General features: G+C 74.6%; 19 protein-coding genes. 15 read left to right on the forward strand and 4 right to left on the reverse strand.

Annotated elements, in window-relative coordinates; all coding sequences use genetic code 11:
- The 3 genes from KJP73_RS07290 to KJP73_RS07305 form a co-directional block, all read left to right on the forward strand.
- Positions 1 to 304, forward strand: a 304-nt coding sequence (locus tag KJP73_RS07290) for a hypothetical protein (protein ID WP_213282138.1), incomplete at its 5' end; no start/stop codon positions are given.
- A gap of 64 nt (positions 305 to 368) precedes the next feature.
- Positions 369 to 1,238 carry a DinB family protein gene (locus KJP73_RS19625; RefSeq protein ID WP_349628297.1) on the forward strand — a complete coding sequence of 290 codons (870 nt, stop codon included), beginning with the start codon at positions 369 to 371 and terminating at the stop codon, positions 1,236 to 1,238.
- A gap of 87 nt (positions 1,239 to 1,325) precedes the next feature.
- Positions 1,326 to 2,438, forward strand: coding sequence for an NADH:flavin oxidoreductase/NADH oxidase (locus tag KJP73_RS07305; RefSeq protein ID WP_213282139.1), 1,113 nt, complete (start codon positions 1,326 to 1,328; stop codon positions 2,436 to 2,438).
- A gap of 4 nt (positions 2,439 to 2,442) precedes the next feature.
- Here the strand turns inward: KJP73_RS07305 and KJP73_RS07310 are convergent, their stop codons facing one another.
- A complete protein-coding gene (locus KJP73_RS07310) occupies positions 2,443 to 2,991 on the reverse strand; it encodes a DUF2510 domain-containing protein (protein WP_213282140.1) in 549 nt (182 codons plus the stop codon).
- Between the two features lie 185 nt (positions 2,992 to 3,176).
- Between KJP73_RS07310 and KJP73_RS07315 the strand changes: the two genes are divergently transcribed.
- From KJP73_RS07315 to KJP73_RS07335, 5 genes are all read left to right on the forward strand, one after another.
- Positions 3,177 to 3,401 (forward strand): hypothetical protein, encoded by a 225-nt coding sequence (locus KJP73_RS07315; RefSeq protein WP_213282141.1) that lies wholly within the window; start codon positions 3,177 to 3,179, stop codon positions 3,399 to 3,401.
- A 147-nt stretch (positions 3,402 to 3,548) separates the two neighbouring features.
- On the forward strand, positions 3,549 to 5,771 hold the full coding sequence (locus tag KJP73_RS07320) for a glycoside hydrolase domain-containing protein (protein WP_213282142.1): 2,223 nt from the start codon (positions 3,549 to 3,551) through the stop codon (positions 5,769 to 5,771).
- On the forward strand, positions 5,768 to 7,090 hold the full coding sequence (locus tag KJP73_RS07325; RefSeq protein WP_249669187.1) for a glycosyltransferase: 1,323 nt from the start codon (positions 5,768 to 5,770) through the stop codon (positions 7,088 to 7,090). The genes KJP73_RS07320 and KJP73_RS07325 overlap by 4 nt, the downstream gene beginning before the upstream one ends.
- 139 nt (positions 7,091 to 7,229) lie before the next feature.
- Entirely contained in the window at positions 7,230 to 7,412 is a 183-nt protein-coding gene (locus tag KJP73_RS07330) for a hypothetical protein (protein WP_213282143.1), read from the forward strand.
- The gene (locus tag KJP73_RS07335; protein WP_213282144.1) at positions 7,409 to 8,155 is read left to right on the forward strand and encodes a hypothetical protein; all 747 of its coding nucleotides are present in this window, start codon (positions 7,409 to 7,411) and stop codon (positions 8,153 to 8,155) included. Before KJP73_RS07330 ends, KJP73_RS07335 begins: the two co-directional genes overlap by 4 nt.
- A gap of 39 nt (positions 8,156 to 8,194) precedes the next feature.
- Here KJP73_RS07335 and KJP73_RS07340 read toward each other — a convergent pair whose 3' ends face one another.
- The gene (locus KJP73_RS07340; RefSeq protein ID WP_249669188.1) at positions 8,195 to 8,620 is read right to left on the reverse strand and encodes a hypothetical protein; all 426 of its coding nucleotides are present in this window, start codon (positions 8,618 to 8,620) and stop codon (positions 8,195 to 8,197) included.
- Between the two features lie 134 nt (positions 8,621 to 8,754).
- Here KJP73_RS07340 and KJP73_RS07345 point away from each other — a divergent pair, with 134 nt between their 5' ends.
- Together KJP73_RS07345 and KJP73_RS07350 are read left to right on the forward strand one after the other, a co-directional pair.
- On the forward strand, positions 8,755 to 9,807 hold the full coding sequence (locus KJP73_RS07345; RefSeq protein ID WP_213282146.1) for a TIGR03885 family FMN-dependent LLM class oxidoreductase: 1,053 nt from the start codon (positions 8,755 to 8,757) through the stop codon (positions 9,805 to 9,807).
- The gene (locus KJP73_RS07350) at positions 9,804 to 11,564 is read left to right on the forward strand and encodes an alpha-amylase family protein (RefSeq protein ID WP_213282147.1); all 1,761 of its coding nucleotides are present in this window, start codon (positions 9,804 to 9,806) and stop codon (positions 11,562 to 11,564) included. The genes KJP73_RS07345 and KJP73_RS07350 overlap by 4 nt, the downstream gene beginning before the upstream one ends.
- Positions 11,565 to 11,639: 75 nt before the next feature.
- Here the strand turns inward: KJP73_RS07350 and KJP73_RS07355 are convergent, their stop codons facing one another.
- Positions 11,640 to 12,941, reverse strand: a complete 1,302-nt coding sequence (locus KJP73_RS07355; protein WP_213282148.1) for an alpha/beta fold hydrolase — start codon at positions 12,939 to 12,941, stop codon at positions 11,640 to 11,642.
- Positions 12,942 to 12,964: 23 nt separating this feature from the next.
- The gene (locus tag KJP73_RS07360) at positions 12,965 to 13,969 is read right to left on the reverse strand and encodes a LacI family DNA-binding transcriptional regulator (RefSeq protein WP_213282149.1); all 1,005 of its coding nucleotides are present in this window, start codon (positions 13,967 to 13,969) and stop codon (positions 12,965 to 12,967) included.
- 302 nt (positions 13,970 to 14,271) lie between these two features.
- Here KJP73_RS07360 and KJP73_RS07365 point away from each other — a divergent pair, with 302 nt between their 5' ends.
- The 5 genes from KJP73_RS07365 (at position 14,272) to KJP73_RS07385 (ending at position 21,527) form a co-directional block, all read left to right on the forward strand.
- On the forward strand, positions 14,272 to 15,567 hold the full coding sequence (locus KJP73_RS07365) for an extracellular solute-binding protein (protein ID WP_213282150.1): 1,296 nt from the start codon (positions 14,272 to 14,274) through the stop codon (positions 15,565 to 15,567).
- A gap of 44 nt (positions 15,568 to 15,611) precedes the next feature.
- The gene (locus KJP73_RS07370; RefSeq protein ID WP_249669193.1) at positions 15,612 to 16,598 is read left to right on the forward strand and encodes a carbohydrate ABC transporter permease; all 987 of its coding nucleotides are present in this window, start codon (positions 15,612 to 15,614) and stop codon (positions 16,596 to 16,598) included.
- Positions 16,598 to 17,485 carry a carbohydrate ABC transporter permease gene (locus tag KJP73_RS07375; protein WP_213282152.1) on the forward strand — a complete coding sequence of 296 codons (888 nt, stop codon included), beginning with the start codon at positions 16,598 to 16,600 and terminating at the stop codon, positions 17,483 to 17,485. Before KJP73_RS07370 ends, KJP73_RS07375 begins: the two co-directional genes overlap by 1 nt.
- 119 nt (positions 17,486 to 17,604) lie before the next feature.
- Complete coding sequence (locus KJP73_RS07380) at positions 17,605 to 19,965, forward strand: beta-glucosidase family protein (RefSeq protein ID WP_213282182.1); 2,361 nt, start codon at positions 17,605 to 17,607, stop codon at positions 19,963 to 19,965.
- Positions 19,962 to 21,527 (forward strand): glycoside hydrolase family 43 protein, encoded by a 1,566-nt coding sequence (locus KJP73_RS07385; RefSeq protein ID WP_213282153.1) that lies wholly within the window; start codon positions 19,962 to 19,964, stop codon positions 21,525 to 21,527. Before KJP73_RS07380 ends, KJP73_RS07385 begins: the two co-directional genes overlap by 4 nt.
- Positions 21,528 to 21,552: the final 25 nt, after the last annotated feature.

The following is a 21,552-nucleotide window of genomic DNA, read 5'->3' on the forward strand; positions in this document are numbered from 1 at the left end:
AGCCGCAATGGGAGTAAGGATCGCGTCTCGTGGACTCGGAGATGTTTACAAGAGCCGGGTCCCGCCCCTGGACGCCGCCGCGATCGACAGCCTGATCTCCGACGACGTCGCCCCGTACGTCCAGCCCGGCAACGACCGCCCGGCGGGGCTGCACGAGACCGGCCAGGACCCCGACCCGGCCCCCGCGGCCGAGGACCGCCCCCGGCGGAACCGGGGGGACGGCGCCCTGCGGATCGGCGTGCTGCTGCTGAGCGTGGCCACCGTCGGCAACGTCCTGCTCGCCTGGCTCGACGCCGCCGGCTGACCGCGACCGTCTGCCGCCGGTCGCGGCTGACCTGCGCGTCGGCGACCGGGTCTACGGTGCCGACATGGACCAGGTGCTCAGTCCCGAGGAGTTCCGCGCCGCCGAGGGCGTCGACGACTGGCGGGTGGTGCGGGGCGAGGCCCGCGCGCAGTTCCGCACGGGGTCGTTCACGACGGGTGTCGAGCTGGTGGACGCCGTCGGCGAGCTCGCGGACGCCGCCGACCACCACCCCGACGTCGAGCTGCGGTACGGGTCGGTGCTGGTGCGGCTGGTCTCCCACGACGTCGGCGGTCTCAGCGACCGGGACGTCGCGCTCGCCCGCCGGATCTCCGCGGCCGCCCGGGAGCTCGACGTGCCGGCCGACCCCGCGGCCCTGGAGCCGACCTCCCCGGGGCCCGTCGACCGGGACGAGCAGGGCCGCCCCGAGCCGCCGCTGGACGGCGACGAGGCCGCCACGCTGATCGGGTACCTCGAGTTCCAGCGGGCGACGCTCGCGTGGAAGACCGAAGGGCTGGACGCCGCAGGGCTCGCCGCGACGATCCACCCGACCACCATGACGCTCGGCGGGCTGCTCAAGCACCTCGCGTACGTCGAGGACGACTGGTGCACCCGGACGCTGCACGACCGTCCGCGCCCGGAGCCGTGGGCGTCAGTCGACTGGCAGGCCGACCCGGACTGGGACTGGCACTCCGCCGCGGACGACTCCCCGGAGCAGCTCCGGGACCAGTGGCGCACGTCGGTGGACCGGTCCCGAGCCGCGCTGGCCGAGGCGCTCGCGGAGGGCGGGCCCGGGTTCCGCGCGCGCCGGACGTGGCCCGACGGCCGCGCCCCGAGCCTGCGATGGGTCGTGACGCACCTCGTCGAGGAGTACGCGCGGCACAACGGGCACGCCGACCTGCTCCGCGAGGCGGTCGACGGGCGGACCGGCGAGTAGCGCCGGTTCAGTGACCTGCGTCACTCCGGGCGGACGCCCGGAATGGTCGCCGCGGGCACGGCCGTTGCGGCTCACGTGAGCCTCCTGATGTCGCCCGTGACCCTCCGTGGCACCACGTTCCGCAACCGCGCCTGGCTGGCGCCGATGTGCCAGTACTCCGCCGGCGCGGACGGCGTGCCGACCGACTGGCACCTCGCGCACCTGGGCGCCCGCGCGGTCGGCGGGTTCGGCCTCGTGCTGACCGAGGCCACCGCGGTGGTCCCCGAGGGCCGGATCACGCCGAACGACGTCGGCATCTGGTCGGACGAGCAGGTCGCGGCGTGGCGCCGGATCACCGACTTCGTGCGGAGCCGCGGGGCCGCCGTCGGCGTCCAGCTCGCGCACGCCGGCCGCAAGGCGTCGACGTACCGGGGCTTCGGCGAGGGCTCGGGCACCGTCCCCGCCGCGGACGGCGGCTGGACGACGGTCGGCCCGTCGGACGTCGCGTTCGCCGGCTACGACGCGCCGCAGGAGCTCACGGCCGAGCAGGTCGCGGACGTCCCGGGCCAGTTCGCCGCCGCCACCCGCCGGGCGCTCGACGCCGGCTTCGACCTGGTCGAGGTGCACGCCGCGCACGGGTACCTCCTGCACCAGTTCCTGTCCCCGCTCTCGAACCTCCGCACCGACGCCTGGGGCGGCTCGCTGGCCGACCGCGCGCGGCTGCTGCTCGACACGGTCGACGCGGTGCGTGCTGTGCTGCCGGAGGACCGGCCGCTGCTGGTCCGGGTCTCCGCGACCGACTGGACCGAGGGCGGGCTGACCGTCGAGGACGTCGCCCAGGTGGCCGTGTGGCTGCGCGAGCACGGCGTCGACCTGGTCGACGTCTCGACCGGCGGCAACGTCCACGCCACCATCCCGGTCGGCCCCGGGTACCAGGTGCCCGCCGCGCGGACGGTCCGGGAGACCGCCGGCGTCGCGACGTCCGCGGTCGGCCTCATCACCACGCCGGAGCAGGCCGAGCAGGTGCTCGCCGAGGGCTCAGCGGACGCCGTGATGCTCGGGCGCCCGGCGCTGTTCGACCCGCACTGGCCGCTGCGCGCCGCGCACACCCTGGACGACAAGACCCCGGTGCTCGCGCACGACGGCGGTCCCGGAGCGGCCGTCCTGCCGGGCGAGCCGACGGGCTGGCCGGTCCAGTACGCGCGGGGCGCCTGGGGCTGAGCCGTCAGGCGGGGTCGAGGACGAGCCCCGTGACGACCGTCAGCACCATCAGCGCAGTCCCGACCGTCCCCGCGACGATGCCGAACACCGCGCGGCCCCGCCCGTGGCCGCCGGTGCTCGCCCGGCGCAGCGCCCACAGCCCGAACCAGATCGCGAACGGCCCGAGCACCCAGATCCCCAGGCCGAGCAGCCCCACGTAGCCGGCGACGATCGACTGCCACGACCGCCCGACGGGCAGCACCCAGTGCAACGCCTCCCGCGGCCCGGGACCCGACCGGGCCGGGGCGTGCGGGTACCAGGGCACGGCGCCGGCAGCGGCGGTCGTGCGCGCGGGCGCCGACCAGCCGGGAGCGGGCGCGGCGTACGGGTGGCCGACGGGTGCCCACGCCGCTCCGGGGGCCACGGCGACGGCGGCCGGCGGCGGCGCGACAGGCCGGGCGGGGTCCGCGACGACCCGCTCGGTCCACGCCGCGCCGTCGAACCACCGCAGCACGCCCGGCGTCACCCCGTCGGGGTACCAGCCCGGCGCAGGGGCCGGCGTCGACTCCACCATGCGCAGGTCCTCGGCACGACGGGCCCGCCGCATGACCCGGGCGGGCGGATGTCCCACGTTCGGCGCAGCGGGCGCCGCCTCGGTACGGTCGTCACCGCGCACCGCCGCGCACGACCCGCCGACCCCGCGGACCACCCGCCCGCACCCGCCCGACGCATCAGCCCGACGCACCCTCAGGAGCCCGCATGACCGACGCACCGCACGGTGCCGCACCCCGCTCGCACGCCCGTGCGGTCACGGCGCTGCTGCTGCTGGGCGCGGCCCTGGTCGTGCTGGCCGTCACCGACCTGGGCGAGCGGTTCGCCGCCGCCCTGTGGATCGCTGCGGTCGTCGCGCTCCTGGCGGCGCTGGCCCTGGAGGTCCGGGACCTGCGGCTGCGACGTCGACCGGCCGGCCGCCGGCCGCGCTGACCCACGCGGGGCGCACGGACCGGCGTGTCGCCGGCGCGTCGCCCCCGCGCCGTAACCCGCCGGACACCTCCGGCGCGTACCTTCCCTCCACCGGGCGCGCCGCGGCTCCCGGACACGACCAGCGCGACCAGGAGGGGGCACGGGCGCATGTTCGAGCACGTCGACCCCTTCATCGGGACCGAGGCCACCGCGCTGCCGCCGCAGACGGGCCTCGCCGCGACGTGGTGGTGGCCGAAGCCGCAGGTGGGGAACACGCACCCCGGGGCCACGTACCCGCTCGGGATGGTCAGCGCGTGCGCGTACTCCGGGGCCTACCCGACCGGGTACGGCCGGTACGACCTGTCGACCGAGGGCCTGCCGCCGACGCTGCACACGACGCAGCGGGCGTCGGGGTTCACGCACTTCCAGCAGTCCGGCACGGGCGCGATCCGCAAGTACTACAACTACGTGCGCGTCACCCCGATGCTGCAGCCGCTCGACGACCTGGGCCGGCTGTACGAGCTCATCGACGAGCGCGCCGAGCCCGGCTACTACGCGGCGACCCTCGACTCCGGCATCCGCTGCGAGGTCACCGTCGGCCCGAAGTCCGCCGTGCACCGGTACACGTTCCCCGCGCACCGCGACGCCCGGCTGGTGATCGACCTCAGCCTCGGCGGGCTGGACATCCCGTACGGCCGGACCGTCCCGCTGCGGGCGCACCTGGAGTCGGTGGCCCCGGGCGTCGCGCAGGGCGAGATCACCGTCGAGGGCGCCCCGCTGGCGGTGCACGTCGAGTGCGACACCCTGCAGTGGCGGCAGCTGCTCTGGTACGACCGGCGGCTGATGCCCGGCGGCACGCGGCTCGACTTCGACCGCATCCGGCCGACCACGCTGCGCCCGTTCGGGCTGATGTGGGCGGGGCCGAGCGAGCCCGGGCAGGTCGTCGAGCTGCGGTTCGGGTTCTCGCTGCGCGGGGTCGAGCAGGCGCGGGCGAACCTGCTGCGCGAGTGCGGCCCCGGTCCGTCGTCGTTCACCGAGCGCCGCGCCCGGACCGCCCACGCCTGGCGGCACGAGCTCGCCAAGGTGCAGGTGGACACCCCCTCGGCGGACAAGCAGACGGTGCTGTCGACGGCGCTCTACCACTCGCTCATCAAGCCGTGCCTGGCGCCCGACGAGAGCCCGTTCTGGCCGACCGACACCCCGTTCGCCTACGACATCGCGACCATGTGGGACATCTACCGGACGCAGCTCCCGCTGCTCACGGCGCTGATGCCGGACAAGGCGGTCGAGCTGGCCACCGCGATCCTGCACATCGCCGAGGAGGAGGGGAACTTCCCGATCGGCTACCGGATGGCCCGCGGCGCTGACCGGTTCTCCCGGCAGGGCAGCGCGCTGGCGCACACGTTCCTCGCGGACCTGTGCGCCCTCGGGCTGCCGTTCGACTGGGACTGGGCGCTCGTGCACCTGCACAACGACCTGCGCCGGACGTACGGCGAGGAGTTCCTGCTGCACGGCCGGACCCACCCGATCAGCCACACCCTCGACATCGCGTTCGGTTACTTCTGCACCGCGGTCATCGCGCAGCAGGTGGGCGACCGCACGCTCGTCGGGCAGTTCGCGCCGCTCGCCGCCCGCTGGCGCAACGCGTTCGACCCGGCGACCGGGCTGCTCCGTGACTCGACGTTCTACGAGGGCGGCCGGTGGAACTACTCCTTCCGCCTGCTGCACGACATGGCCGCCCGCATCGACCTGGCCGGCGGTGACGAGGCCTTCGTGGCGCTGCTCGACCGGTTCTTCGGCTACGGCGCCGACCCCGTCCAGCAGCCCGGGCTCGCTCCCACCGAGGACGAGATGCTCGCCGGGTACGGCCTGCACCGCTTCGAGGGCCTGAACAACGAGCCCGACATGGAGGCGCCCTGGGCCTACCAGTACGCCGGCCGGCCGGACCGCACCGCGGACGTCGTGCACGCGATCACGCAGCAGCAGTTCGGGACCGGCCGCGGCGGTCTGCCCGGGAACGACGACTCCGGCGGCCTGTCGTCCTGGTACGTGTGGGCGACGCTCGGGCTGTTCCCCGTCGCCGGGCAGAACCTCTTCCTGCTCAACGCGCCGGCGTGGCGCGAGGCCCGCGTCGACGTCGGCGGCAGGCCGCTGACCATCGAGACCACCGGGTTCGTCGAACCCGAGCCCGACCGTCCCGCCCAGCACGTCCAGCGGGTGCTGCTGGACGGCGCCGAGCTGGGCCGCACGTGGCTCACCGGCACCGAGCTCCATGCGGGCGGGCGGCTGCAGGTCGACCTCGGCCCCGAGCCGGGCCCGTGGACCGCCGCCGCCCGGCCCCCGTCCCTCAGCACCCTGCCCCACGCACCCGTCCTCGGAGGCACGCCGTGACCGACTCCACCCTCATCGCCGCGACCGACGTCGCACCGCCCCGCCGCGTGGACCGCCGGCTCGTCATCGTCGTCCGCGCCGACCCGGTCATCTGCGGGCACTCCGGCGAGGCGCGCAACCTCGCGGAGGCCGCGCTCGACCGCGGGTTCGACGAGGTCCGCATCGTGACCTGGCCGATCGACCGCCTGCAGGCCGCGGGACTCCCGCTCAAGCCGCTCGACCGGGTGCTGCCGTACCGGGACGGCGTGGTCGTCGAGCGCCCCGACCCGGTCGGGGACTACAAGGTGCCGGACGGCCGCTGGGTCGCGGGGCTGATCGGGCGCCTGGTGGAGCTGTTCACCGACGGGGTGCCGACCGTCGCGCTGTCGCTCTACCTGAGCCCGCACGCCACCGCCGTCGCGGACGCCGTGCACGTCGCCCGCCGCACCGGCCTGCCCGTGAACGTGACGACCGTCGCGGAGGCCGTGGGCTCCGACGTCACGAACGTCGTCCGCGCCTGCGTCGAGGCGGACCGGTTCGGTGCCGCCGCGCACGTGCTCTCCTCCTACCTGGAGCACGACGTGTGCCTCGCCGTCTCGGAGTACACCCGCGACCTGATCGTCGCCGAGGCGGAGGCCGTCGACGCGAAGCACGGCACCACGTTCGCCGCGCAGTGCCGCGAGCGCGTCCGCATCTCCTACCCCGCGGTCGACGTCGCCCGGTACCTGTCCCGCGACGACGCCGAGACCGACGCCCTGCTCGCCGCGCGGGGCCTGGACCGGGACGGCTACGTGCTGTACCTGTCGCGGCTCGCGGCGGCCAAGGGCGTGGACGACCTCATCGACGGCTACGCCGCCAGCACCGCGCCGGGCACGCACCGGCTCGTGATCGCCGGCAACGGCCCGGACGCCGCCCGCCTGCGCGCGCACGCCGCGGCGTCGCCCGTCGCCGACCGCGTGCTGTTCCTCGACGACGTGTCCGACGACGAGAAGCCGCACCTCATGGCCGGCGCCGCCGCGTACGTGCTGCCGAGCAAGCCCCGGCCGGAGTTCGTGGAGACGTTCGGGATCGCGCTCGTCGAGAAGATGCTGTCCGGCGGCGGGCCCGTCATCACCACGGAGACCGGCGGCATCCCCGAGGCCGTCGGGGACACCGCGCTGATCGTGCCCGTGGACGACCCCGCGGCGATCGCCGCCGCGCTCGACCGGGCGCTGCGCATGGCACCGGAGGAGCGCGCGGCGCTGGGCGAGCGGGCGCGGGAGTTCGCGCTGCGGTTCGACCGCGCAGCCGTGCTGGACGCGATCCTCGCGCAGGTCGCGGAGGTGGCGCCGGCGCGGTGACGGGCGCGGCGGCCGGCGCGCCGGCCGTGGTCCACAGCCGCGAAGTCGGGCTGGACAGCGCAGAGCGCGGTGCGGCTAGCGTCGGCGGGACCGCGGACGACGGCCACCTGGGCCGGCACCGCCGCGCCGAGGAGGACCGATGCACCCCATCGTCGAGATCTGGACTCTCGAGGAGATCGCCGACCGCACGTCCTCCCTGCTGGCGGAGGCCGGGCTGGACCTCGAGACGCTCCGGGAGCGCGGTGAGGACGGGATGCTGTCGCCCGAGCAGTGGCCCATCCTGCGCGAGCTGGAGAGCCTCTTGATCCTCGTCGGGCGATGACGAGCTCCTCCGTGGACGACTTCGAACTGCTCGCCCGGGTGGAGCGGTTCGCCGCCGAGCTCCACGACACCGTCGCCGCGGTGCTCCCGGGTGAGCCCGGACCGTTCGTGGTCCGGAGGACGCCGGACGAGGTCCACGACGTCTCGGTACGCCAGAGCCCCGACGAGGGCATCCCGCTGACCGTCGACGGCCACGTGGTGCTGCGGCAGTTCCTCAGGTACCGCTGTGCGTGGGACCACACCCGCGGGTTCGTCGCCGTGCGCTGGTCGAGCCTCTCCGTCGCCGCGGACGGCTTCGCCGAGCCCCTGTTCCGGTACGACTACGACGAGTCCTCCGACGGGAAGGTCCCGGCCGCCCACCTCAACGTGCACGGCCACCGGGACGAGCTGGTCTTCGCCATGATTGCGGCCGGTCACCGGTTCCGGGGACGATCCCGGGCTGCGAGCGTCCGCCGCGGCCGCGTGCCGCGGGTGTCGACCCTGCACTTCCCGCTCGGCGGCCACCGGTTCCGGCCCGCGCTCGAGGACGTGCTCGAGATGGTGGTGCGGGAGTTCGGGCTGGACGCACGCGACGGCTGGGAGGGCGCGATCCGGGCGGGGCGGGAGCGGTGGCGGGACGTCCAGCTACGGGCGGCGGTGCGGGACGACCCCGCGGCGGCGACGGCGGCGCTCCTGGCCCTCGGCTACGCGGTCACGCCACCGAGAGTCCTGCCCGAGCAGCGCGGGAGGACGGCGGCGGTGTGACCGGGCGCCGCACCGCCGACGCCGCCACCGATGCCGGGATCAGTCGCAGTAGTCGCAGACGCCCGTCGCGGGCAGCGCCATCGAGCAGGTCGGGCACAGCCGCACGACCTCCTCGCGCTGCACGGCGCGGGGCTTGGCGGGCGCCGCGGCCCGCGCCCGGGGGGCGGCCGCGGCCCGGGTGCGCGCCGGTGCGGCCGCGCGAGCGCCGGCGGGCTCCGGCAGGTCGAAGCCCCGCCTGCGCAGCAGCGCCTCGATCGCCGGGTCGCCCCCGTGGAACTCGTCCACGGACGCCAGGCGGCCCGTCGCGAAGCGGTGGGCGACGCCCACGATCGCGACGCTCGGGTACCGGCGCCCCTCGTGCTCGAAGGTGCTGCCGGTCAGGGGGTAGCCGTAGACGCCGAGGAAGTCCTGCGCACCACGGGTGTCGTGCTCGGCCATGGCCTGGAGGATGTGCTGTCGCGTCACGGCGGAGAGGGTCGCCACGAGGTCGTACCTTACGTCGTCGGGCGACCGGCACCGGCCCCGGACGGGTCCTCCGACGGCCCCCGGGCCGGCCCTTCCCCGCGCGGACCAGCGCGGGAGCCGGTAGGAACGACGACATGACCCGCGTCGGCTTCCACAACTCGCACGAGCAGGTCCACCCCAGCGCGCTCCTCGCCGCGACCCAGCACGCGGAGGAGGCCGGCTTCGACGCCGCGATGTGCTCCGACCACTGGGCGCCGTGGAGCACCAACCAGGGCCACTCCGGGTTCGCCTGGACCTGGCTCGGGTCGGCCCTCGCCACGACCCGGCTGCCCTTCGGGGTGGTGAACGCCCCGGGCCAGCGGTACCACCCGGCGATCATCGCGCAGGCCGCGGCGACGCTGGCGGCCATGTACCCGGGCCGGTTCTGGGTCGCGCTCGGCTCGGGCGAGAACATGAACGAGCACATCACGGGCGACCCGTGGCCGCCGAAGCCGGAGCGGGACGCCCGGCTGCGGGAGTGCGTCCAGGTGATCCGCGCGCTGCTCGCCGGTGAGGAGGTCACCCACCACGGCCTGGTCACGGTGGACCACGCGCAGCTGTGGACGCTCCCCGACGTGCCGCCGCGGCTGATCGGCCCGGCGGTGACCGCCGAGACCGCGCGGGCGCACGCCGACTGGGCCGACGGTCTGGTCACCGTGAACCAGGAGCCGGAGAAGCTGCGCCGGGTGATCGGCGAGTACCGGGACGCCGGCGGCCGCGGCCCCGTGATCCTGCAGGCGCACGTGTCGTACGCGACGGACCCGGACGAGGCGTGGCGGCTGGCCCGCGAGCAGTGGGCGGGGAACGCGGCCGGACCTCCGGCGGCGTGGGACGTCGCGACCCCGGAGGGGTTCGACGAGCTGGCGCGGACGGTCGACGACGAGACGCTCGGGACCTCGGTGGTCGTCGAGCACGACCCGGAGCGGCTCCGCGACCGGCTGGTCGAGCTGGTCGAGATCGGGTTCGACGAGGTCTACCTGCACCAGGTGGCCACGGACGTGGTCCCGGACCACGACAAGCACGACGACGCGACACCGACCGTGACGCACCCGCCGTCGTCCCTGGACGCGTTCATCGACCTGGCCGCGGAGCACCTGCTGCCGGCCCTGAAGGCGCTGGACGCCGGGACCGGGGGGGACGACGCGTGAGGATCCGCGACACCGGCGACCTGTGGTGGAAGAACGCCGTCGTCTACTGCCTGGACGTCGAGACGTTCATGGACTGGAACGACGACGGCATCGGCGACCTCCCGGGCCTGGTGCAGCGGCTCGACCACCTCGCGGACCTGGGCATCACCTGCCTGTGGCTGATGCCGTTCTACCCGACGGCCGACCGTGACGACGGCTACGACATCACGGACTTCTACTCGGTCGACCCCCGGCTCGGCGACGCCGGTGACCTCGTGGAGCTGATCCGCACCGCCCGGGACCGGGGCATCCGCGTGATCGCGGACCTGGTGGTCAACCACACCTCGGACCGGCACCCGTGGTTCCGGTCCGCCCGCAGCAGCCCCGACAGCCCGTTCCGGGACTTCTACGTGTGGCGCACCGACGAGCCGCCGCCCACCTCCGACCAGGTGGTGTTCCCCGACCAGGAGCAGGGGATCTGGACGTTCGACGAGCAGGCCGGGGCCTGGTACCGGCACCGGTTCTACCGGCACCAGCCGGACCTCAACACGGCGAACCCGCAGGTGCGCGACGCCATCGCGAAGGTCGTCGGCTACTGGGCGCAGGTCGGGCTGTCCGGCTTCCGGGTGGACGCGGTGCCCTTCATGCTCGCCGACACCGCGAAGTCGCCGGCCGACGACATCGAGCACCCGCACGAGTTCCTCAAGGCCCTGCGTGCGTTCCTGACGCGCCGCACCGGGGACGCGATCCTCATGGGCGAGGTGAACCTCCCGTACGAGGAGCAGCGGCTGTTCTTCGGCGACGGCGACGGCGACGGCTCCGCCGAGGGCGACGAGCTGAACCTGCAGTTCGACTTCGTCGCGATGCAGCAGCTGTACCTGTCGCTGGCCCGGCAGGACGCCGGGGCGGTCGCCCAGGCGCTGCGCGACCGCCCGGAGATCCCGCACGACGCGCAGTGGGCGACGTTCGTGCGGAACCACGACGAGCTGACCCTGGACAAGCTGTCGGACGACGAGCGCGCGGAGGTGTTCGCCGCGTTCGGCCCGGACGAGGACATGCAGGTCTACGGGCGTGGCCTGCGGCGGCGGCTGCCCCCGATGCTCGGCGGCGACCCGCGGCGGGTCCGGATGGTCTACTCGCTGCTCTTCACGCTCCCCGGGACGCCGGTGCTGTTCTACGGCGAGGAGATCGGCATGGGCGAGAACCTGGCCGCCGACGGCCGGCTGGCGGTCCGCACCCCCATGCAGTGGACCTCCGGGACGAACGGTGGCTTCTCGGCGGCGCCCCGCCGCCGGCTGTCCGGTCCGGTGGTCGAGGGCGGCTTCGGCCCCGAGCACGTGAACGTCGCGGACCAGCGCCGGGACCCGGACTCGCTGCTCGCGTTCGTGCAGCTGCTGGTGCGCCGGTACCGCGAGTGCCCGGAGCTCGGCTGGGCGTCCCGCGCGGAGATCCTCGACCAGCCGCACGCCGCCGTGCTCGCGCACCGCTGCACGTGGCAGGACGCGTCGATGGTCGCCCTGCACAACCTCGGGCCCGAGGCCGTCACCGTCCCGCTCCGGCTGGCCGACACGGTCCGCACCCCGGGCGAGACGGGGCCGGCCGACGGGACCGCGTCGCGCGCGAGCGGCGCCGACGGGGACCCGGCGGTGCGCCTGGTGGACCTGCTCCAGGACGGCGAGACGGAGGTCGCCCCGGACGGCCGCGTCGAGGTCGAGCTGCCCGCCTACGGCTACCGCTGGCTGCGGGTGGTGCGCCCGGGCGCCCGCCGGCTGCTCTGACGCCGGGCCGGCGCCGGGCGGCGCCAGGCCCGCGCCAGGCCCGCGCCAGGCCCGCGCCGGGCCCGCGCCGGGTCGTCAGCCCCGCGTGACCGACCAGCGGCCCGCCGCGAGGTCGAGCAGGCGCGGCAGGATCACGTCGCCCGCGACCCGGAGCCCGTCGTGCAGGTGCTCGTTCGTCACCCACACCTGGGCGTTGCCGACGGCGTCCGCGGTGCCGAGGGCCAGGTCGAGGTCGACGTACGGGTCGTCCACGTACTGCACGGCCGCGACCGGCACCTCGTTCGACGCGAGCCGCTCCGGGTCGTAGAGCGCGGGCCAGGACGTGCGGGCCGCGAGCGCCTCGGCGGCCGCACGGAAGGGTCGCAGCGCGCGGATCTCCTCGAACATCCACGGGAACACCGCCTCGCCGGTCAGCCCCAGCGGCCGGGCAACGGGGTCGAGCCCGGGGTGCCGGTCGAGCTCCGCCTGCGCCGCCCAGCCGCCCGCGCGCTCGCCCTGGTGGTAGATCACCTCCTGCAGCACCGCGTACAGCGGGTTGGCGTCGAACCCGGTCTGCGTCTGCACCGCCAGGGCGAACGCGGCGTCCGGTGCCCCGCCGGCGTCGGGGTCCAGGGTGTCGAGCAGCCAGTGCAGACTGTCGACGCCGGTGCTCATCCCGAGCGGCATCCCGAGGGTCTGCAGGCGGCGCACGGTGAACGGGTCGCCGTCGGGCAGCACGACGTCCCCGGCGGCGAGCCGGTCCGCGAGCGCCCCGAGCCGTGCCACGTCGCCGGGGTACCGGCGGGCGAACGCCGCGACCCGCGCGGCCTGCCGGGGGAACGTCCGGGCGTACACGTCCTCGGCGGTGGCGTCGACGCCCGGCAACCCGCCGGTGACGTAGCAGGCGGTCAGCGCCCCGGGGTGCCGGGACAGGTACGCGAGCGTGAGGAACCCGCCGTACGACTGGCCGAGGGTCGCCCACCGGCGGCCGCCGTAGACCGCGTGCCGGACGACCTCCGCGTCCTCGACGATCGCGTCCCCCCGGAAGCACGCCAGGTAGTCCGCGGCCTCCTCCCCGGAACCGAACCGCGCCATGGTGCGGCCGTCGACCCGCCCGGAGCGGCCGGTGCCGCGCTGGTCGAGCAGCACCACCCGGTGCGTGCGCAGCGCCGTCGACCACCACCCGCCGCCGAGCGGGCGCGGGCCCATCCCGCCGGGTCCGCCCTGCAGGAACAGCAGCAGCGGGAGGTCCTCCGCGTCGCGCGCCGGGTCGACGACCTCCCGCGCGAACACCTCGATGTCGGGGTAGCGCGTGGGGTCGGCGCGGTCGACGGGGACGGGCACGCGGTGGTCGCGGACCAGCACCGGGGGGACGGCGACGGAGGTGGTCGTGGTCATCCCCGCACCCTAGGCCGACCCGGTCAGGCCCGGGGCGGCGCCGTGCTGCTCCGCGGGACGAGCGTGGTCGGCAGCCGGACGTGCTGCTCGTCGACCGGTGCGCCCTCGAGGAGCCGCAGCAGCAGGTCCACCGCACTCGCGCCGAGCTGCTGGATCTCCTGCCGGACGGTGGTCAGGGCCGGGGCGGTGGACGCCGACTCCGGGATGTCGTCGAAGCCCACGACGGACAGGTCCTCGGGGACGCGGCGCCCGAGGCGGTGCGCGGCGTCGAGGATGCCCATGGCGGACAGGTCGTTGGCCGCGAACACGGCGGTCGGCGGGTCGGCGAGGGCGAGCATCGCCTCGGTCGGCGCGGACGCGGCGTCCCGCCGGTACTCCGCGACGTGCATCAGCAGCGGGTCGACGTCGATCCCGGCCTCCGCGAGCGCCTGCCGGTAGCCGGCCTCGCGCAGCCGGGAGGACTCGAGGTCGGGCCGGCCGCCGAGGAAGCCGATCCGCCGGTGCCCCAGGTCCAGCAGGTGCCGGACGGCCAGGACCGCCCCGCGCTGGTTGTCCGAGTCGACGGTGGGCAGCCCGCCCGGCCCGGCGTGCGGGTCGACCGCGACCACGGGGACGCCGGCGTCGACCTCGACGACGGTCGGGGTGACGAGCACCGCCCCGTCGATGAGCGTTCCGCTGAGCCGGGACAGGTAGCGCTGCTCCCACCCGGCCTGCCCCGGCCGGCCGCCGCCGCCGGTGTACGCGAGCAGGGCGTAGGGCGTCCCGGCGAGCGCGGCGCCGGCGCCCTTGAGGATCTCGGTGCTGAACGGCTCGAACTCGGCGACGAGGATGCCGATGACGTGCGTCCGGTGGGAGCGCAGGCTGCGCGCGACCAGGCTGGACTCGTACCCGAGGTCCGCCACGACCTGCTGCACGTGCGCGGCGGTGGTGCGGGCGATGCCGTCCCGCCCGTTGATCACCTTGGACACCGTGGCCACCGAGACGCCGGCCTCGCGGGCGACGTCGGTGATCGTCACGCGATTCCTCATGTCCTGATCGTAGTGGTTGCGAAACCGTTATCGACATCGGTTGACACGTCAGTTCCACGGCTGCCAGAGTCGGCCCTGCAACCCCAGTCAGCGACGACGAGGAGCCCGTCATGGACGACGAGCGAGACCACGCACGGCACCGGTCGACGGGTCGCCCGGGCGCCACGCCGAGCGACTGAGCGCAGCACCCCGACGCACCAGGGCGTCGTCCGGCCCCCGGGCCGGCGCCCCGCGTCCGTACCTCCGGTCCCCCTCCCGGGGAGGCCGTCACTCTGTTCAACTCAACGAAGAGGGCAGATCTGATGAAGGCAAGGAAGACCCTGGCGGTCCCGGCCGTCCTCCTCCTGGGCGCACTGGGCCTCAGCGCCTGCGGCTCCGGCGGCGACGACTCGGGCTCGAGCGGTGGCGGGGACGTCGAGATGACGTTCTGGCACAACTCGACCACCGGCCCCGGCAAGGCGTACTGGGAGAGCACGGTCGCCGACTTCGAGGAGGCCAACCCGGGCGTCACGATCACCGTCCAGTCCATCCAGAACGAGGACATGGACGGCAAGCTGCAGACTGCCCTGAACTCGGGCGACGCGCCGGACATCTTCATGGCCCGCGGCGGCGGCAAGCTCGCCGACGTGGTCGAGGCCGGCCAGGCGCAGGACATCACCGACCTGATCGACGACTCGACCCGCGAGGCGGTCGGCGACGCGGCGCTCAACGCGTTCTCCGTCGACGGCAAGGTCTACGGCATGCCGACCGCGGTCCTGCCCGGCGGCATCTACTACAGCAAGGACCTGTTCGCGCAGGCCGGCATCACCGAGACGCCGACCACCTTCGCGGAGCTCGACGACGCCGTCACCAAGCTCAAGGCCGCCGGCATCCAGCCGATCGCCCTGGGCGCCAAGGACGCCTGGCCCGCCGCGCACTGGTACTACTTCTTCGCCCTGCGCGAGTGCTCGCAGGAGACGATGGACACCGCCGCCAAGGAGATGTCCTTCGACGACCCGTGCTGGACCGCCGCCGGGGAGGACCTGGAGGAGTTCGCCGGGACCGAGCCGTTCAACGAGGGCTACCTGACGACCACCGCCCAGCAGGGCGCCGGCTCGTCCGCCGGCCTGATCGCCAACCACCAGGCCGCCATGGAGCTCATGGGCGCCTGGGACCCGGGCGTCATCGCCTCCCTGACCGCCGACCAGAAGCCCCTGCCGGACCTCGGCTGGTTCCCCTTCCCGGCGGTCGACGGCGGCGAGGGCGACCCCACCGCGATGATGGGTGGCGTCGACGGCTTCACCTGCTCGGCCGAGGCGCCGCCGGAGTGCGCGGACTTCCTCAACTTCTTCATGCAGAAGGAGTACCAGGAGGGCTACGCGGAGGCGTTCGTGACGCTCCCCGCCAGCAAGGAGGCCCAGGGCGTCGTCACCGACCCCGCCCTGGCCGACGTGCTCGCGTCCTACAACGACGCCGCCTACGTCACGGTCTGGCTGGACACGATGTTCGGCCAGAACGTCGGCAACGCGCTGAACGCGGGCGTCGTCGAGATGCTCGCCGGTGACGGCGACGCGGCCGGGATCGTCGAGGCCGTGAACGCGGCAGCAGCCAAGGAGTAACCAGCACCATGAGCGACTACTCGCAGGGCGAGGGCCCGCTGGTCATGACGTCGCCCGGTGGTCGCTCCGCGGGCGGGGACGGTGCCGTCACGGCGCCGTCCCCGGCCCGCCGGCCGCGCCGCCGCGGGGGTGACTGGCGCCAGCGCCTGGAGATCACCCTCCTGTCCGGCCCGGCCATCCTGATCTTCCTGGCCTTCGTCATCTTCCCCGTCGTGATGGCGGCCTACTACGGGTTCTTCAAGTGGAAGGGCTTCGGCGCCCCCACCGACTTCGTCGGCCTGGAGAACTACGCCACGATCCTGCAGGACCCCACGTTCCTCGACGCGCTCCGGCACAACGCGGTCATCGTGATCCTGTCCCTGGTGCTCCAGGGGCCGGCCGCCGTGATCCTCGCGCTGCTGCTCAACCGCAGGATGCGCGGGCGCTCGATCATCCGGGTCCTGATCTTCGTCCCCTACGTGATCTCCGAGGTCATCGTCGGCACGGGCTGGAGCCTCATGCTCCAGACCACCGGGGCCGTGAACGACCTGCTCGGCAAGATCGGCCTCGAGGGGTGGGCCGTCGACTGGCTGTCCGACCCGGACGTCGCGATCTGGTCGCTGATGATCATCATCACCTGGAAGTACATCGGCTTCGCCGTCATCCTGTTCCTGGCCGGGCTGCAGTCCATCCCGGAGGAGCTGCACGAGGCCGCCGCGATCGACGGGGCCACCTACTGGCAGGCCCAGCGGGCCATCACGCTGCCGCTGCTCGGCCCGACCATCCGCATCTGGGCGTTCCTGTCGATCATCGGGTCGCTCCAGCTGTTCGACCTCGTCTACATCATCTGGGGCCAGTACGTCGCCGCCACGGCGGGCACGTCCACCATGGCCACCTACATGGTCGTCAACGGCCGCAACGCCGGGAACTACGGGTTCGGCAACGCCGTCGCCGTGCTCCTGTTCCTCATCTCGCTGGTCATCGCGCTGACCTACCAGCGGTTCGTGCTGCGGCGGGACACCGAGGGCGCGCTCACCGAGAGGAAGAAGTGATGGCCGCCACCGCCGTGCAGGCAACCCCGCTGCCCTCCCCGACCGCGACGCCGCGCCGCCGCCGGTCGACGCTGGACCGGGTCAACCCCATGGTCTACGTCGTCGCGTGGCTGCTGGTCGGCGTCTGCATCGGGCCCGTCGCGTACATCGTGCTCGGCGGCCTGCGGACCAACTCGCAGATCACGCAGGACCCGTCGGGCTTCCCCAGCACGTGGGAGTTCGGCAACTACGGGGACGTGCTCACCAGCTCGCTGTTCTGGCAGCAGTTCGGCAACTCGGTCATCTGCGGCATCGCGACGACCATCGGCGTGGTGGTCCTCGGGGTGATGGCGAGCTTCGTGCTCGCGCGCTACCAGTTCCGGGGCCGCGCGGCGATGTACTCGCTGTTCGCTGCGGGCCTGATGTTCCCGATGACGGTGGCGATCACGCCGCTGTACATCATGATCCGGAACCTCGGGCTGATGAACTCCCTGGGCGGCATCATCCTGCCGCAGATCGCGTTCGCCCTGCCGACGACCATCATCATCCTGGTGCCGTTCCTGCGGGCCATCCCCAAGGAGCTGGAGGAGGCCGCGTCCATCGACGGCGCGAGCCGGCTCGGGTTCTTCTTCCGGATGGTCGTCCCGCTGTCGGTGCCCGGCGTCGTGACCGTGGGCATCCTCGCGTTCGTGGCGAGCTGGAACAGCTACATGCTGCCGCTGTTCGTCCTGAACGACGAGTCGGCGTACACGCTGCCGCTCGGCGTGCAGTCGTTCGCGTCGCAGTACTCCGTGGACACGGCGCGGGTGCTCGCGTTCACGTCGCTGTCGATGATCCCGGCCCTGGTGTTCTTCTCACTGTTCGAGCGGCGGATCGTCGGCGGCCTCACCGGCGCCGTCAAGGGCTGACCCCCCGGCCGACCCGTCCGCCCCCGCTCCGCTCCACCTCGACGAAGGAGAAGGACCGCGTGTCCGAGATCCCTGCCCTGCCCACCGTCTCCGAGCGGGTCCGCGCCCTGCACGCGCAGATGACGCTGGAGGAGAAGCTCGCCCAGCTCGTGGGCTACTGGCTGGACCAGAACGGGACCGTGGCCCCGATGCAGTCCGAGATGGCCGCCGGGCAGAAGGACGCCGGGCTGCTGCCCGAGGTCACCCGGCACGGCCTGGGGCACTACACCCGGGTGTACGGCACCCGGCCCGTGGAGCCCGCCGAGCGGGCCGCGTGGCTGTGGGCGGAGCAGCGCCGGCTCAAGCGGGAGACCCGCCTGGGCATCCCCGCGCTGGTGCACGAGGAGTGCCTCACCGGCCTGGCCGCGTGGCAGGCCGCGACGTTCCCGACCCCGCTGGCGTGGGGCGCGGCGTTCGACCCCGACCTGGTCCACGAGGTCGGCCGGGCCATCGGCGACTCGATGCGCGAGCTCGGCGTGCACCAGGGCCTCGCCCCGGTGCTCGACGTGATCCAGGACCCGCGCTGGGGCCGGGTCGACGAGTGCATCGCCGAGGACCCGTACCTGGTCGGCACGGTCGGCACGGCGTACGTGCGCGGCATGCAGGAGGCCGGGGTGCACGCCACCCTCAAGCACTTCGTCGGGTACTCCGGCTCCCGGGCCGGCCGGAACCACGCGCCCGTGTCCGCCGGTCCGCGCGAGGTGGCCGACGTGTACCTCCCGCCGTTCGAGATGGCGGTGCGCGACGGCGGCGTCCGCTCGGTGATGAACGCCTACACCGAGATCGACGGCGTGCCCATGGCGTCGGACCCGACGTACCTGACCGGGGTGCTCCGCGAGCGCTGGGGCTTCGACGGCGTGGTCGTCGCGGACTACTTCGCCGTCGCGTTCCTCGAGGTGATGCACGCGGTGGCCGCGGACCGGGGCGACGCGGCTGCCCAGGCGCTGACCGCCGGCATCGACGTGGAGCTCCCGACCGGCGACGCCTACCTGGAGCCGCTCGCCGAGCGCGTCCGCTCGGGGCTGCTCGACGAGGGCTACGTCGACCGGGCCGTGCTGCGCGCCCTCGCGCAGAAGGAGGAGCTCGGGCTGCTCGACCCCGACGCGTACGAGGACGAGCCCCCCGCCACGGTGGACCTCGACTCCCCGCGGCACCGCGAGCTCGCCCGCCGCCTGGCGGACGAGTCGGTGGTGCTGCTCGCGAACGACGGGCTGCTGCCGCTGGCCGGCGGCACGGGCCCGGCGCCCGCCCGGGTCGCCGTGGTCGGGCCGAACGCCGCCCGCCCGCAGGCCCTGATGGGCTGCTACTCGTTCGCGAACCACGTGCTGGCGCACCACCCGGACGTGCCGCTCGGCTTCGAGATCGCGAGCGTCCTCGACGCGCTCGGCCCGGCCTTCGACGAGGCCGGCGCCCCCCGGCCGGAGATCGTGCACGCCCCCGGCTGCGCCGTCGAGGGCGACGACACGTCCGGCTTCGCCGCGGCCGTCGACGCCGTCGCGTCCGCGGACGTGGCCGTCGTGGTCGTCGGCGACGACGCCGGCCTGTTCGGCCGCGGGACCGTGGGCGAGGGCAACGACGTCGAGTCCCTGGAGCTGCCCGGCGTGCAGCGCCGCCTGGTCGAGGAGCTGCTCACCACCGGGACCCCGGTCGTGCTCGTGCTGCTCACCGGGCGGCCGTACGCGATCGGCTGGGCGCTGGACGGCGAGGGCCCGCGCCCCGCGGCCGTCGTGCAGGCGTTCTTCCCCGGCGAGCGGGGCGGCGAGGCGGTGGCCGGCGTGCTGACCGGCGCCGTGCACCCCTCCGGCCGGCTCCCCGTGTCCCTGCCGCGGTCGACCGGGTCGCAGCCCTACGGGTACCTGCACCCCCTGCTCGGCGGCCCGTCCGACGTCACGGCCGCCGACTCCACGCCGGTCCGGCCGTTCGGCTTCGGCCTGACGTACACGACCTTCGGGTACGACGACCTGGTGGTCGACCCCTCGATCGCGGCCGGCGGCACGTTCACGGCCGCCGTCACGGTCACCAACACGGGCGACCGCCGCGGCACCGAGACCGTCCAGCTCTACGCCCACGACGTCCTCGCGACGATCACGCGCCCGGTCGCGCAGCTGCTCGGCTACGCCCGCGTCGACCTGGAGCCCGGCGAGCAGCGCCGCGTCACGTTCACCGTGCCGACGACGCGGCTCGCGTTCTCCGACCGGCGGATGGTGCGCGTGGTGGAGCCCGGCGACGTCGAGGTGTGGGTCGCCTCGCACGCCGGCACCCCCGCCGGGCGCGAGCTCGGGGACACGACCGGCGGCGCGATCAGCAGCCACCGCGCGGGCGAGCGGCACACGTTCCCCGGCACCGCGACCCCCCGCGCCGTCCTCGCCGTCACGGGCGACGTGCACGAGGTCACCGGCGAGGACCCGCGGTTCGTCGAGGTGAAGGTCACCGCCCTGTGACGCAGGTCGACAACCCGGTCCTGCCGGGCTGCTACCCGGATCCCTCGATCTGCCGGGTCGGCGACGACTACTACCTGGTCACGTCGACGTTCGAGTACCTCCCGGGGCTGCCGGTGCTGCACAGCCGGGACCTCGTGTCCTGGGCGCAGGTCGGGCACGTCGTCGACCGCCCCGGCCAGCTCGACTACGCGGGCATCGGGTCCTCCGGCGGCCTGTACGCCCCGACGATCCGGCACCACGACGGCACGTTCTGGGTGGTCTGCACGCTCGTCGACCGCGACGACCCCGCGCGGGGCGGGCACTTCCTGGTCACCGCGACCGACCCGGCGGGCCCGTGGTCCGACCCGGTGTGGCTGGACGCCGACGGCATCGACCCGTCGATCTTCTTCGACGACGACGGCCGGGTCTGGGTGCACGGCACCCGCCTGGCCCGCGAGCCGCAGTGGCACGACCAGACCGAGGTGTGGATCCGGGAGCTCGACCCGGCGACCCTGGCGCTGACCGGCCCGGAGCACGTGGTGTGGACCGGGGCGCTCCGGGACGTCGTCTGGGCGGAGGGCCCGCACCTGTACCGGGTCGACGGGGCCTACTACCTGCTCGCGGCGGAGGGCGGCACCGAGTTCCACCACGCCGTCAGCGTCGCGCGCGCGGACCACGTCACCGGCCCGTACGTCGGGCACAGGGGCAACCCCGTGCTCACGCACCGGCACCTGGGCCGCGGCAGCGACGTGGTCGGGGTCGGTCACGCCGACCTGGTCCAGGCGGCCGACGGCAGCTGGTGGGCCGTCCTGCTCGGCATGCGCCCGTACGGCGGATACCACTACCCGCTCGGGCGCGAGACGTTCCTCGTGCCCGTCGTCTGGGAGGACGGCTGGCCGGTGTTCGCCCCCGGGGCGGGCCGCGTCCCCGCGTCGGTCGACGTGCCGTTCGCCCGGGCGTGGCGCCCCGGCGTCGTGCAGGGTCGGGCCTCCGGGGTCGTGCGGCCCGACGACCCGCGGTGGACGTCGCTGCGCGCGCTGCCGTCCGAGGTGGCGACGCCGCTCCACGACGGCTGGGACCTGCCGCTGCGGCCGACCACCCTCGCCGACCCCGAGGCGTCCGCGTTCCTCGGCGTGCGCCTGCAGCACCGCGCGGCGGACGTCCGGGCCACCGTGCACGCCGACCTGGCCGCTGGCGAGGAGTGCGGGATCGCCGTGCGGCAGTCCGAGGACGACCACGTGCGGCTCGCGGCGGCGCCGGACGGGGACGGGTCGTGGCGGGTCCGCGCGGTCCACCGGCAGGGCGGCACGGACCGCGTGCTCGGCGAGACGGCGCTGCCCGCGGCCGGGTCCGACGCGGACCTGGTGCTCACGGCCCGGGTCCGCGGCGTCGACGTCGACCTGCTGGCCGCCGCCGGCACCGGGGAGCCCGTCGTCGTGGCGCGGGCCGACGCCCGCACGCTCGACTCCGTGTCCACCGGCGGGTTCCTCGGCCTGTGGGTCGGGGTGCACGCCACCAGCCACGGCCGCCCGACGACGAGCCACGTGCGGCTGCGCACGCTGGAGTACCTGCCCGTCCTGTGACGCACCCGCGCCACCCACGCCCTGG

It is taken from the genome of Cellulomonas hominis (genome assembly GCF_901521055.1).
Classification (GTDB): domain Bacteria; phylum Actinomycetota; class Actinomycetes; order Actinomycetales; family Cellulomonadaceae; genus Cellulomonas; species Cellulomonas endometrii.

Bases quoted from the DNA above. Each gene is read 5' to 3' on its own strand.
- KJP73_RS19625 (WP_349628297.1), top strand. From the start codon at position 369: ATGGACCAGGTGCTCAGTCCCGAGGAGTTCCGCGCCGCCGAGGGCGTC.
- KJP73_RS07305 (WP_213282139.1), top strand. From the start codon at position 1,326: ATGTCGCCCGTGACCCTCCGTGGCACCACGTTCCGCAACCGCGCCTGG.
- KJP73_RS07310 (WP_213282140.1), bottom strand. From the start codon at position 2,991: ATGGTGGAGTCGACGCCGGCCCCTGCGCCGGGCTGGTACCCCGACGGG.
- KJP73_RS07315 (WP_213282141.1), top strand. From the start codon at position 3,177: ATGACCGACGCACCGCACGGTGCCGCACCCCGCTCGCACGCCCGTGCG.
- KJP73_RS07320 (WP_213282142.1), top strand. From the start codon at position 3,549: ATGTTCGAGCACGTCGACCCCTTCATCGGGACCGAGGCCACCGCGCTG.
- KJP73_RS07330 (WP_213282143.1), top strand. From the start codon at position 7,230: ATGCACCCCATCGTCGAGATCTGGACTCTCGAGGAGATCGCCGACCGC.
- KJP73_RS07335 (WP_213282144.1), top strand. From the start codon at position 7,409: ATGACGAGCTCCTCCGTGGACGACTTCGAACTGCTCGCCCGGGTGGAG.
- KJP73_RS07345 (WP_213282146.1), top strand. From the start codon at position 8,755: ATGACCCGCGTCGGCTTCCACAACTCGCACGAGCAGGTCCACCCCAGC.
- KJP73_RS07355 (WP_213282148.1), bottom strand. From the start codon at position 12,941: ATGACCACGACCACCTCCGTCGCCGTCCCCCCGGTGCTGGTCCGCGAC.
- KJP73_RS07360 (WP_213282149.1), bottom strand. From the start codon at position 13,969: ATGAGGAATCGCGTGACGATCACCGACGTCGCCCGCGAGGCCGGCGTC.
- KJP73_RS07365 (WP_213282150.1), top strand. From the start codon at position 14,272: ATGAAGGCAAGGAAGACCCTGGCGGTCCCGGCCGTCCTCCTCCTGGGC.
- KJP73_RS07370 (WP_249669193.1), top strand. From the start codon at position 15,612: ATGACGTCGCCCGGTGGTCGCTCCGCGGGCGGGGACGGTGCCGTCACG.
- KJP73_RS07375 (WP_213282152.1), top strand. From the start codon at position 16,598: ATGGCCGCCACCGCCGTGCAGGCAACCCCGCTGCCCTCCCCGACCGCG.
- KJP73_RS07380 (WP_213282182.1), top strand. From the start codon at position 17,605: ATGACGCTGGAGGAGAAGCTCGCCCAGCTCGTGGGCTACTGGCTGGAC.